At 48.0% G+C, this 12,553-nt stretch carries 10 protein-coding genes and 1 pseudogene; 9 read left to right on the forward strand and 2 right to left on the reverse strand.

What is annotated here, in order from left to right:
• Nucleotides 1–582: 582 nt before the first annotated feature.
• Entirely contained in the window at nucleotides 583–2,034 is a 1,452-nt protein-coding gene (gene sacB, locus SIN01_RS11910) for a levansucrase (protein WP_010027213.1), read from the forward strand.
• Between the two features lie 100 nt (nucleotides 2,035–2,134).
• On the forward strand, nucleotides 2,135–3,694 hold the full coding sequence (levB, locus tag SIN01_RS11915) for a 2,6-beta-fructan 6-levanbiohydrolase (protein WP_010027212.1): 1,560 nt from the start codon (nucleotides 2,135–2,137) through the stop codon (nucleotides 3,692–3,694).
• A 170-nt stretch (nucleotides 3,695–3,864) separates the two neighbouring features.
• Here the strand turns inward: levB and SIN01_RS11920 are convergent, their stop codons facing one another.
• Nucleotides 3,865–6,798, reverse strand: coding sequence for an insulinase family protein (locus tag SIN01_RS11920; RefSeq protein ID WP_010025116.1), 2,934 nt, complete (start codon nucleotides 6,796–6,798; stop codon nucleotides 3,865–3,867).
• A 195-nt stretch (nucleotides 6,799–6,993) separates the two neighbouring features.
• Here SIN01_RS11920 and SIN01_RS11925 point away from each other — a divergent pair, with 195 nt between their 5' ends.
• From SIN01_RS11925 to SIN01_RS11935, 3 genes are all read left to right on the forward strand, one after another.
• Nucleotides 6,994–7,422 (forward strand): DUF1801 domain-containing protein, encoded by a 429-nt coding sequence (locus SIN01_RS11925; RefSeq protein ID WP_010025117.1) that lies wholly within the window; start codon nucleotides 6,994–6,996, stop codon nucleotides 7,420–7,422.
• A 121-nt stretch (nucleotides 7,423–7,543) separates the two neighbouring features.
• The gene (locus SIN01_RS11930) at nucleotides 7,544–8,377 is read left to right on the forward strand and encodes an aldo/keto reductase (protein ID WP_010025118.1); all 834 of its coding nucleotides are present in this window, start codon (nucleotides 7,544–7,546) and stop codon (nucleotides 8,375–8,377) included.
• A gap of 259 nt (nucleotides 8,378–8,636) precedes the next feature.
• On the forward strand, nucleotides 8,637–9,065 hold the full coding sequence (locus SIN01_RS11935; RefSeq protein WP_047035225.1) for a hypothetical protein: 429 nt from the start codon (nucleotides 8,637–8,639) through the stop codon (nucleotides 9,063–9,065).
• Nucleotides 9,066–9,380: 315 nt separating this feature from the next.
• Here the strand turns inward: SIN01_RS11935 and hemH are convergent.
• A pseudogene (gene hemH, locus SIN01_RS11940) lies at nucleotides 9,381–10,367 on the reverse strand (ferrochelatase).
• Between the two features lie 297 nt (nucleotides 10,368–10,664).
• Here hemH and SIN01_RS11945 point away from each other — a divergent pair.
• The 4 genes from SIN01_RS11945 to SIN01_RS11960 all read left to right on the forward strand — a co-directional run bounded on the left by SIN01_RS11945 (nucleotide 10,665) and on the right by SIN01_RS11960 (nucleotide 12,464).
• Nucleotides 10,665–10,874, forward strand: coding sequence for a helix-turn-helix transcriptional regulator (locus SIN01_RS11945; protein WP_010023550.1), 210 nt, complete (start codon nucleotides 10,665–10,667; stop codon nucleotides 10,872–10,874).
• A complete protein-coding gene (locus tag SIN01_RS11950; RefSeq protein WP_010023548.1) occupies nucleotides 10,871–11,272 on the forward strand; it encodes a hypothetical protein in 402 nt (133 codons plus the stop codon). Before SIN01_RS11945 ends, SIN01_RS11950 begins: the two co-directional genes overlap by 4 nt.
• 159 nt (nucleotides 11,273–11,431) lie before the next feature.
• A complete protein-coding gene (locus SIN01_RS11955; protein WP_010027434.1) occupies nucleotides 11,432–11,767 on the forward strand; it encodes a winged helix-turn-helix transcriptional regulator in 336 nt (111 codons plus the stop codon).
• 85 nt (nucleotides 11,768–11,852) lie between these two features.
• Nucleotides 11,853–12,464: a nitroreductase family protein gene (locus SIN01_RS11960; protein ID WP_010027436.1), complete on the forward strand. Its 612-nt coding sequence runs from the start codon at nucleotides 11,853–11,855 to the stop codon at nucleotides 12,462–12,464.
• The last annotated feature ends 89 nt before the right edge of the window (nucleotides 12,465–12,553 follow it).

A 12,553-nucleotide genomic window follows, 5' to 3' on the forward strand; every position in this document is an offset into this window, starting at 1 on the left:
CATGGTTGGAGATTAAGGACCAAGCACAGCTTGGTTTTTCTAAAGACTTGCTTTGTTACCCAATGAACAGTCCTATCGATTAAAGCCGATCTAATTGTCAATCGGTTGACAAAATGCGGTTGATAATAAAATGTAATATAAATTTTTCTGGAGTTAATTGGGGGCTATAGACCTGTTTTTGTTGCGTTTGTGTAACGATCATTGAAATTTTGCGAATGGTTCAAAAGTACTGTCCATTCGTTGCGTTGCGCGCTTGAAAATCCAAGTCCGTTATGGACTAGGGCAGATTAATTTGTATATCGACTTGAACGGGGCAAAAACAAAAGATTGCATAGTTTGTTACATCAGTCATCTAAAGAGGGACTAAAGGCTTAATAAGGTCTAGTTTAGGAAACGCTTACCGACATATTTTGGTGAATTGACAGACAGCTGGCTTCACCGTATTCTAGAGGTGCCCAGTCATCGATTGATTGACAACCGGTTGACAATTGTTCTTATCCTGTGCGCACAACAGAGAAAAAGTGAATAGGGCAACGTTTATGAAACGATGAATCCAAAATCGTCGGAGGAGAGAAGAATACCGTGAGAAAACAGCCAAAGAAGCTTATTGCAGGACTGCTTACCGCAACCTTTTTGATTGTAGGTGCAGGCAATGTATCCGCGAAACCAATTGATGCTTTTGGGAAGAACCAGACTTATGGCGTTTCCCATATTACACGCTATGATATGAGTAAAATTCCCGATCAGCAGGGGAACGAACGCTTCGAAGTTCCGCAATTTGATGAATCAACGATTGAAAATTTACCATCGGCAGTTGGCAAGGATAAAGATGGAAACGAAATCGATTTGGATGTTTGGGACAGCTGGCCGCTGCAGAACGCGGACGGCACGGTAGCCAACTATAAAGGCTATAACATTGTCTTTGCACTCGCTGGTGATCCGAAAGTCGGCAGCGACACATTCATTTACCTTTTTTACCAAAAGAAAGGCGACACATCGATTGACAGCTGGAAGAACGCAGGTCGCGTTTTCCAAGCGGATGATCACTTGAAAACGAATGATGAAATCTTGAAGAATCAGGCAGAGGAATGGTCGGGATCGGCAACGCTGACCTCGGACGGCAAAGTGCGTTTGTTTTACACAAACCGTCATCCATGGGACGAAGGCAAGAAACTCTACGGAAAACAAACCTTAACGACTGCGCAGATCAATCTGTCACAGCCTGATGCAACGACCTTAAAGGTTGACGGCATCGAAGATTTGAAATCAATTTTTGATGGCGACGGCAAATATTATCAAACCGTTGATCAATTCGTGGCCGGTGACAAGGGCGCGGATAACCATACGCTGCGTGATCCACATTACGTAGAAGATAAAGGGCACAAATACCTTGTCTTTGAAGCAAATACCGGGACGAAGGTCGGCTATCAGGGAGACAACCAGCTGGACAACCGGGCCTACTACGGCGGCGGGCTCCGATATTTCCAAAAGGAGCGAAAAGCACTGCTCGAAAGCCCGAAAAAGAATCTGGCATCGCTGGCCAATGGGGCCTTGGGCATCATTGAGCTGAATAACGATTACACGCTGAAAAAAGTCATGAAACCATTGATTACATCGAATACGGTCACCGATGAAATCGAACGAGCGAACCTCTTTAAAAAGAATGGCAAATGGTATCTGTTTACCGATTCACGCGGCGCGAAAATGACGATTGACGGAATCGGAGACAAAGATATCTACATGCTCGGTTACGTGTCCAACTCGCTGACCGGAACCTATCGTCCAATGAATGGCAGCGGTCTAGTGCTCCACATGGACTTGGATACCGATGACATCACTTGGAATTACTCGCACTTTGCCGTACCGCAAAAGCGCGGCAACAACGTAGTGATTACGAGCTATATGACCAACCGCGGTACATTTGACGATCAACACTCAACGTTTGCACCAAGCTTCCTCGTGAAGTTGCAAGGATCACGCAGCTCGGTCGTTCCTGACAGTACGCTTGATCAAGGACAGCTCACGATTGACTGATTAAACGGAAGAGATTTTGAAAAAATGTCGCCTATCGGTGACATTTTTTTTGTTTTCGGGAAAAATAGACGAGAATAGAAAGCCATAAGGAGCATTATATATGAAAAATTTAAGAACCCGACGGCTCATCATTGCAGGCGCGCTGGTCATGATCGGTTTGCTGCTCGTGCTGGTCATCCTACAAGTCCTCGCGCCGCTGCAACCGGAAAAGAAGCCGACCGTTGAGACAGAGGAGCATTCCTATCGTCCCGTGTATCACTTTTCCGTACCGGACAAATGGATGAATGATCCACAGCGGCCGCTCTATTTTGATGGAACTTTTCATTATTATTATTTGTACAACCGTGATTACCCGAAAGGGAACGGAACAGAGTGGCGCCAAGCAACGTCAAAAGATCTGGTTCACTGGACGGACAAGGGCGTTGCAATACCGAAATACACGAACAAAAATGGCGACATTTGGACTGGATCGGTTGTACGTGATTCGCAGAATACGGCAGGGTTTGGAAAGAATGCGCTTGTAGCGATTGTGACCCAGCCGCCTGATGGACGCAGCCAGGAACAGTTTCTCTGGGACAGCACCGATGGCGGTAAAACCTTTAAACAGGACCACGAACAGTCGGTTATGCCCAATCCTGGGGTTAAAGACTACCGCGATCCTAAGGTCATTTGGGATACCGCCCGCAAAAAATGGGTGTTGCTGCTTGCCGAAGGAGCGAAAATCGGTTTCTATGAATCGGAAAATTTGAAGGACTGGCGCTATATGAGCGGGTTTACGCCAGAAAATATCGGACTGATTGAATGCCCGGATCTGTTTCAGCTGCGCGCCGCCAATGGTACAGTCAAATGGGTACTCGGGGCAAGCGCCAATGGACGCGCATCGGGCCAGCCGAACACCTACGCATACTGGATCGGCAACTTTGATGGCGAACAATTTACTCCCGATCAGCCAGCGCCGCAATGGCTCGATTACGGCTTCGACTGGTATGCCGCTGTCACCTTCGAAAACGAGAATCCGAAGCGCCGTCTGGATTCTCGCTATGCAATCGCCTGGATGAACAACTGGGATTACCCGAACACCACGCCAACCCTTGACGAGGATTTCAATGGCGTCAACTCCATTGTGCGCACGATTCACTTAGCGAAACATGGGCAACAGTACAGCCTCATCTCGAAACCGATTGGCGCGCTCAATAAACAGGCAACAGCGACGCAGCAACCGAGAACCATCCGCGTGAACGGAAACAAAGCGCTGGGCGCAAGCGGTACCGCCTATCAGATTGAGACCGATATCTCTTGGACGGATGCACGCAACATTGGCTTACGACTGCGCGAATCAAGCAATAAGAAACGGCATATCGACGTCGGCATTCTCACAGAAGACCATGCCCTCTACGTCAATCGCCGCTTCACAAACCAGCCGGATGACAAAAAACAGAGTGTCGAAAGCCGCGCACCCCTTTCGCCGGCAGCAAAAAAAATCCATCTGAAAATACTCGTCGATAAAACGAGCATAGAAGTCTTCACCGGCGACGGGCGCACCGTCCTAACCAACGAAGCATTCCCACCGCTCGCCGATCAAGGCATCAGCCTGTACGCAGAAGGGGGAACCGCCGTCTTCAGCCATTTCAAGATCGAACAATTCAAGCCGATCCAATGAAAAAACGCAGCAAGGACCGCCGCGAGTTAAAGCGAAATCCCGAAGTTAAAGCGAATTGAGCCAAAGTTAAAGCGAAATTCGCGCGAAAAAAGGAGCAGTCCGATGAAATGGGGGCTGCTCCTTTTCTTTAACTTAGAAAAGAACTGCGCACGCGCAGTTCTTCCCATCTTTCAGTCAAATACATTGACGCATTGTTTGAACAAGTCTTGGTTTTCTTTGATCTTTGTTTCGCTGCCAAGCACGCAGACGAGTCCTTGATCGGTGACTGCCTTGAGCAGCTTGCCGAAGGCTTTGATGTCGCCTTGTTTTGTATCAAGAACGTTGTCGCGTGTTTCTTGAATATCGGCTTGCGTGATCTTTTTGAAGTACTGCGCGTCGGCAACGCTGCCTTTGGCCCGCGGCGTCTGCGGTGTTTCCAAATCCGAAAGTGTACCGATGATGTATTTGGTCATTTCGTAATCGTCGGCATCGAAGGACTCGGCAAAGGCCGCTGCTTGATCGTAAACGGCCATTGTTTCTTTCAGGTTCGGGTCGCGGTATGACCAGAATACCATGTTCCCGGCCGACTCAAGCGCAAGCCCGCAGCCGTAGGCGCCGCCCATGACGCGTACATGATTCCACAAATAGTCCAGTGACAAGATTTTTTTCAGCACTTGCAGCTTGCCGCTGTAGTCATAGCCGAGTGCTTTGAAGTTTGCGCCCTTAGCGGCATATTGGACTTTGCTTGAGGTCATCAAGCCTTCGTTTTTGGCTTCCGGTTCCGGCAGCTTCTGCGCGCCGCGTTCCGGAGTCGCCGCTTGTTCCTGCAAGTCGAGTACTGGGAACTCTTTCTCAACGGCACTGAAAATGGAGCTGTCGCCGGTGACGCTGATGACCAGCCCTGCTTTATTGAACAGCAGTTTGGCGAGCGAAGCCAGGCTTTGCGAGAATTCACTGAAGCGGGCATCCCAGTTCTTGTCCAGATCGGTAATGAATCGGTAAAAATCAAGCCCGCGCAGCTTCTCGCCATAGGCGGCTGCTTGCGAGAAATAGGAGCCAAGCCGGCGAACAACCACCGACTGACCGTTCTGGTTGAACGACATTTCAATGCGCGACTTGATTTCTTTGACAATTTCGCGAATACGCGCACCATTGTCGAACTTGGTATGGTAGATGATCTCATGAATCAACCCAAATGCTTGCGGCAATTTTTCCGTCAGCACTTTAGTTTTCACCGAGAACTTCGGTGTATAGGCGTCGTCATCGGCCTTGTCGCCGAACGTTTGGTTGTCAAAGTCGATGCCGCCGCTCTGAATGTTGATCTCGCTGACCAGGTCTGCGTATTTGTAGTTTTCCGTATCGACCCTGCCCAGGATTTCCTGGAGCAGCGTCAGGGTTGAGATTTGATCGGCAGGCACGTTCGATGCATCAAAGTACAGGCTCACGTAGGCGATTTTATTGGTTTCCAGTTCATGTTTGAGCGTTTTGACGCCATCAACCGCGACTTCCTCAAGCGGCAGTTCTTCGGCTTTGCGGTCGATATCCGAAAGCGACAGCATCGGAATTTTGCGCAAGTCTTCCGGCTTGTCGGCACTGGACTGGCGTTCCTTCAGCTTTTTCGTTTCTTCAATAATCTGGTTTACGCCGTCCGCGCTCAGATTTTCTTTGACATCGGCAAGCTTCTTTTCCACCAGCTTCGCTTCTTTGTCCGCGATCGTCTTCGATGGGGCGATGGTGACAAAGGTCTGGTGATTGCTGTGCAGCAAGTACTGATCGATCAGCTTTTCAAAATAGTTGCTTGTTAATGCTTGCTTGATTTTTGCTAAGCTGTCTTCGAACTTTAGATGCATGAACGGATCTTCATCGTAGAGCCAGCTGTCCATAGCCATGATACTGTAGATGAGCCCTTTCGGCATCGAGCCATAATCGGCCTCGCGCAGCTGGAACTCTTTGACGTTGATCGCCGCTTCAATCTGTTTTTTATCGAGACCGTCTTTTACGTATTGGCGCAGCGTATCGAAGACGACTTTTTTAAAGGCTTCTTTTTGATCTTCATTCGCATTTTTTACATTAATGGAGAAAAACGGCTGGCGGATGCTGTTGTCGTAGGCGCCGAACACATCCTGACCGATGCCGGCATCGAGAATCGCTTTTTTGAGCGGCGCTGCCGGACTGTCGAGCAGAATGTAGTCGAGTATGTCGAAGGCCAGATAAGTTTCCGGGTTCGTCGATTCAGAAACGGCGAAGTTCATGCTCAGATAGGTTTTGTCCTTCAAGTCGGAGTCAGGCAGAACCGGATACTCCTTGATCGTTTCATTGATTTTGCCGATCGGTTTCTGAACAGCAATCGATGAATCCACGTCAATCCGCTCATACGCACTGAGGTACTCTTTATCGAGAAAGGCAAGCTTTTCTTCAAGATCAAGATTGCCGTATAAAAAGATGTAGCTGTTGGCCGGACTGTAATATTTTTTATGACAGTCGACGAAATAATCGTAAGTCAAATCAGGAATGTAGAGCGGATCACCGCCCGATTCGAATCCATAGGCCGTGTCCGGGAACAGTGAACTCTGGTTGGCACGCATCAGCAATCCCTCCGGCGAGGAGAAAGCGCCCTTCATTTCGTTGTAGACCACGCCCTTGTAATGGAGCGGATCATCGGCATTCTCCAGCTCATAATGCCAGCCTTCTTGCTGCAGAATTTCCTTGTATTTATAAATGTTCGGATGGAAAACGGCATCGAGATAGACGTCCATCAAATTCTGAAAATCTTTACCATTTTTACTAGCGACCGGATACATCGTTTTATCGCTGAACGTGAATGCATTCAAAAAGGTATTGAGTGAGCCTTTGAGCAGCTCTACGAACGGTTCTTTCACCGGATATTTATCCGATCCGCACAGAACCGAGTGCTCAAGAATGTGAAAAACGCCGGTGTTATTTTCCGGAGGCGTGCGGAAACTAATCGAGAAAACCTTATTGTCATCGTCATTTTTCAAAAACAATAATCTTGCGCCGCTTTTTTCATGCGCAAGCACATACGCATCTGAGTGAATGTCCTGAATGCTGTCCTTGTTGAGCAGACGAAAACCATGGACAAGCTTGTTTTGAGTGAGTGCTTCCATTAAATAACCTCCCGTTTTAAGCTATTTCGTCCCCAAGCTCGTTAAGCTGAGCGGAAAAAGACAATACTTTTATTATACAATACAAATTAGCAAAAAATGCCTTTGACAAATTGAAGCTTTCGTGATCACGCATCTTTGTTTAAAATGTACAGAAAGACATCGTTTCATACGACAAAATAGGTGAGGTGAGCCGAATTGAGCGACGAAGCAAAAATGAAGCAAAATGAAAACAGTGTCATTGAATTTATCGAAAACGTGGAACACCCGCGTAAAAAAGCGGATGCCTACAAGCTACTTGAACTGTTTACAGAAACCGTCGGTGTTCAAGCGAAGATGTGGGGACCAAGCATCATCGGTTTTGGATCGTATCACTATAAATACGACTCCGGACGTGAAGGAGACGCGCCGCTAACTGGATTCTCGCCGCGCAAAGCGAAGATCAGCTTGTACCTGATGATGCCTGATGAAGCCTATGAAAAATTCGCTGTCGATTTTGGAAAACATACCCGCGGCAAAGCCTGCATCTATGTGAACAAGCTCGCCGACATCAACTGCGACATCCTGAAGGAAATGATCCGCGCTTCCATTGCGTTTGCCAAAAAAATGGATCGGCCGAGAGCATGAGCGCTGATTAAATACGAATAAGGGTAACTTTTGGGTAACTATCACACAATAAGGTGCGTACTGTTCGTCAAAGGCAGCATCCGTTACACTGAGTAAAGAATGCATTAGAGGAGGATGATCCATGACACAGAAAACCGTCACATTAAATAACGATGTCGAGATGCCGCTTGAAGGACTCGGCGTATTCCGGGTGGAAGACCAAGCGGTTGCGGCTCAATCGGTACAAGCCGCAATACGCGCAGGCTATCGATTGATCGACACGGCTGCGATTTATCAAAATGAACAAGGCGTGGGCGAAGGGATCAAAGCCGCATGCAAAGAAACCGGCTTAAAACGCGAAGACCTGTTCATCACGTCAAAAGTATGGAACGCAGATCAAGGCTACGCATCAACCTTGAAGGCGTATCAAGACAGCCTCGACCGGCTCGGCCTCGACTACCTGGATCTGTATCTGATCCACTGGCCGGTGGAAGGAAAATACAAAGACACATGGCGGGCCATGGAACAGTTATATAAGGAAGGAAAAGTACGTGCAATCGGCGTCAGCAACTTCCAGATCCATCACCTCGAAGATCTGCTAGACGGCGCCGAAGTCGTGCCGGTTGTCAATCAAGTTGAACGCCATCCGCGCCTGACACAGCAACCGCTCAAAGACTTCAGCGAGGCACGCGGCATCCGCCTTGAAGCTTGGGCACCGCTGATGGTCGGCGAGCTGCTTCAAGATAAAACGATCGGCGCGATCGCAGAGAAATACGGAAAATCCGCCGCACAAGTCATCCTCAGATGGCATGTCCAAGGCGGAGTCATCGCCATTCCGAAGTCCGTCAACGAAGGCCGCATCAAAGAAAACTTTGCCATCTTCGACTTCGAACTGACCGAGGCAGACATGGCAGCAATCAACGCCCTAAACCAAGACCACCGCACCGGCGCCGACCCGGATAATTTTGATTTTTAATAATGAAACAGAAACAATGAAAAACGCGAGAGGATTCTTTTCCTCCCGCGTTTTTTACACTGGTAATATAATCAAAGCACTCGATAAATCCGTACCCGTCGCATCTAAGGCATGTGATCAAGTTGAGGCAGTGGGCCTGAGGCAATTTGACGAATTTTTTTCACACATTTTAAAGAATCGAGAACTCCTTTGTTATACTAGAACTACAAAAATGAACAGGCATCATGACTGATCAAACGAGATGAAAGGAGGTGAATACATGAGTGAAAAAGTACTCGAGTTAATTCTCGATAAACTGACAAGTATGGACGACCGCATGGGTAACATGGAGATGCGCATGGATAACATGGAGATGCGCATGGGTAACATGGAGATGCGCATGGGTAACATGGAGATGCGCATGGATCATATGGAAGAAAAGCAGGATCTGATGCAGACACAGCTCGATGAAACCAGCCGTATTCTTAAAGCGGTTTATGATCGACAAGAGGTGTCGGATGCGAAACTGACGGCGCTGAGCAGTGATGTCGATAAGCTGCATGGCTACGTAAAAAAGATTGATAAAAAAGTTGACCGCAATCAGCAATCCCTAGACAAAATGATCGAAAATCAAGCAGCGATTTTTGAAATGCTCGGTGAACATGATGTCTCCATTCGCGCGCTGAAAAAGAAAGCAAGATCATCGTAAGCTGCAGCAATAGGCAAAGATAAACCGCGTCAAAGAATTCCTCAAAACACATCCACCGGCAGCGGTGACTCAACTCCAAAGTTAAATAAAATCAAAAAATGCCGGTGCCGCGCAAAAGGTTCCGGCCATTTTTATACCTATCCCAACGCTTCAATGATACTCCAATTCGGCATTGCGGTCGGATCACCCTTGGGCGGATGGGCCGTCGACTTCTTGATCTTTTTTAACATAAATAAGGATAAAAGGTTTAGTGAAATATAGTGTAAGCGCGACTAAGGTCGCGCGTTCTCCGAAAGTTTGGCGAAGCGAAGCTACCTAATAGCTGATCTTTATTTTGGCAGTCATTCGCAGCCTTTGCCTCACCAGATCTTCCAGACAATCGATAAAAAACGGATGGTCATTGACCGCCGGAATATAGTCGAACTGCTGTCCGCCAGCCTCATAGAAAGCGCGGGCGTTTTCCTGCTCGAGTTCTTGCAAGGTTTCCAAACAGTCGGCACTAAAACCCGGAGCGATGACTGCAACATGACGCACGCCTTGCCGCCCCAGCTGACGCACGGTATCAATCGTTGCCGGCGTCAGCCATTCCTCACGACCAAACTTGGACTGAAACGTTTACGTGATCGCCAAATCCGGCAGCCGGCGCTTCAACTGTTCCGTTGTCAAACGGCAGCGCTCCGGGTAGTCATCGCCAGCTTCGGCATAGCGCAACGGAATGCCATGATAGGAGAGGAGCAGACGGTCAGGCTCGCCGTGTTTGGCAACATAGTGCTGAACACGCGCTACCAAGGCGGCGATGTAATCGGGATGTACCGGGTAGTCGCGAATGAATAGCAGCTCCGGTACATCGCGCCATCCGGTAAGTGACCGCTGCACACCATCCCAAATGGAACCAACCGTTGTCGACGAATACTGCGGATAGAGCGGCAGCACAAGCAGGCGGCGAACCTTCTGCCGATGCAGCTGATCCAATGCATCGCCTAAACCAGGGCGCCCATAGCTCATCGCCAGTACGACATCGATCGCGGTTTCCGATAGCCGTTCTTGCAGCGCCACTTGCTGCCTGCGGGCATGAAGGATCAGCGGCGACCCCTCCTCCGTCCATATCGATTTGTAAAGCTTGGCCGATCGTTTCGGCCGCACGCGCAGAATAATCCCGTGCAGAATCGGCAGCCACTTCCAGCGCGGTAGATCAATGACACGCCGGTCACTGAGGAATTGCGCCAGATAGCGGCGCACCGATTGAGTATCGGCAGCCTCCGGAGTCCCCAAATTGACGAGCAGCACCGCAGTTTTTTCCATAGCTAAAGCCCCGTTTCGATCAGAATAAGTTAAGTGTACCAAAGATCAGTAGATTCAGATCAACCGCCCTCAAAAAAAATGATGCCTAATCGAGGCAGGTGCTTGTGAATCCCTGTAGAAAAGGCTTAACCGTCCTTTCTATGTTCTGGATCTGTCTCGGCGGTGCAGCAGTCGTTCGGATTGGCATGGTGGCGGAAAGGAGTTAGCGGATGTGTCGTGTAAAGGTATATTTACATGAGGCGAGGAATCTGATATATTAGGTGTAAAGATATCTTTACTTACTGAAAGGAAATTCCTATGCGTGTTGTCAATCATATTCGTGAACTTCGCCTGAAGAATGGGATCACACAGATAAGAATGGCTCAGGATTTGAAAATCACGCGTCAAACCGTAAATGCAATTGAGAAAAACAAATACAATCCGAGTTTGGAACTTGCTCTGAAATTAATCAGGTATTTTAACGTACCCATCGAAGAATTGTTTTATCTGGAAGGAGACAAGGAATGAAAAAGAAACAGTGGGAGCGGCTCATGATTACGGTAATCTTGCTTTGCACAATAATTGGAGGATTTATCGGGCTGGCCATTGCCGATGTGACCATTGATTTTGGTCTTGCGGCAACAATCATCTGTGCACCGCTGCTCGGGTTGTTGGCAAGATTTTTCTTAGCCGCCCGACATAAGAAAAAGATGGGGAATATTCCGGAAACGGATGAACGCACGGCATTAATTTTGAAACGCTATTTTCTCGGTGTTCTGTACGTCGTCTTATTTGGTAGCGGTGCGGCTCTACTTGTCCTTTATGCCTTGGGCGTCGAATCCATTGACACCGGGTTGCTGATTGTATCGATGATGGTTCTGTATGTATCGATCGCGATTGGCACACTGATTGCGGCAAAATTGTGAAAAATTTTATGAAAATCACGCAGATTGCGGCGATTATTGCCATTTATCAGAGCAGAAAAGCGCCTCAGCATGGCTAGAATAACGAAAATCATTTATAATAAATAAAAGTTAGTAGGTGATCTATTGTATGTATAGGACAATAGATGAGGAGGGATGGCCATGGAACGAGAAATCTCAGTGTGTCCCAAATTAGAAAAGGCATTTAAAATTTTAGGAAAAAAGTGGAACGGTTTGATTATAGAAGTACTGCTTACTGGGGAAACTCATTTCAGTACCATCTCTTCGGCAATCCCAGAACTCAGCGACCGCATGCTGTCGGCAAGGCTCAGGGAACTGGAGGAGATGGGCATTGTCGAACGGCTCGTGGATACCGGATACCCGGTCCAAGTGAGTTACCGGCTAACGGAAATGGGCAAAGGCATCAAACCAATCTTAGACGAAGTACACCGCTGGGCGAATAAATGGTACGCCGATGAAGAACCTAAAAAAGAGTAAGTGCAAATCGTTGGCTTTTTTTTAATTACAAGCTATACTTATGTAAGTAAAGAAAAATTAATTAGTTAAGGAGTGTGTATGACCTATGTCTGAAACTTTTATTGATGCACTGAAGAAACGCAGGAGCATTTATGCCCTTGATAAAAATGTAAAAGCAAGCAAGGAAGAAATCGTTAAGGCGATCCAAGAAGCGGTAAAATACGCACCGTCCGCATTCAACTCTCAATCGGCACATGCCGTTGTCCTATTCGGCGACGAAAGCGCAAAGATCTGGGGCGAAGGCGGTTTTGCCGAAGCTGCACTGCGCAAGGTTATTCCTGAAGGGCAGTCCTTCGAATCAACCGCGCAAAAACTAGCATCCTTCAATGCCGGTGTCGGCACGGTGCTGTTCTACGAAGATCAAGATGTCGTCAAAGGCCTACAGGAAAAATTTGCGCTGTACGCAGACAACTTCCCGATCTGGTCGGAACACAGCACAGGAATCGCTCAGTTCTCTGTTTGGACTGCACTTGCCGAGCTCGGCGTGGGTGCTTCCCTGCAGCATTACAACCCACTGATTGATGAAGCCGTACAAAAGGAATTCGACATCCCGGCAAGCTGGAAACTGCGCGCACAAATGCCATTCGGCAACATCGCCGCACCAGCAGCGGAAAAAGACTTCGCACCAATCGACGAACGTGTCAAAGTGATCGGCTGATTCATTTCGATCGGTCAAGACCCGAAGAGACCCCCTCTTCGGGTCTTTTTTCTGAGGATGAATTTTGCCCCGTCTTCAAACCAATAGAC

Source organism: Sporolactobacillus inulinus, from assembly GCF_006539285.1.
GTDB classification, from domain to species: Bacteria; Bacillota; Bacilli; order Bacillales; family Sporolactobacillaceae; genus Sporolactobacillus; species Sporolactobacillus inulinus.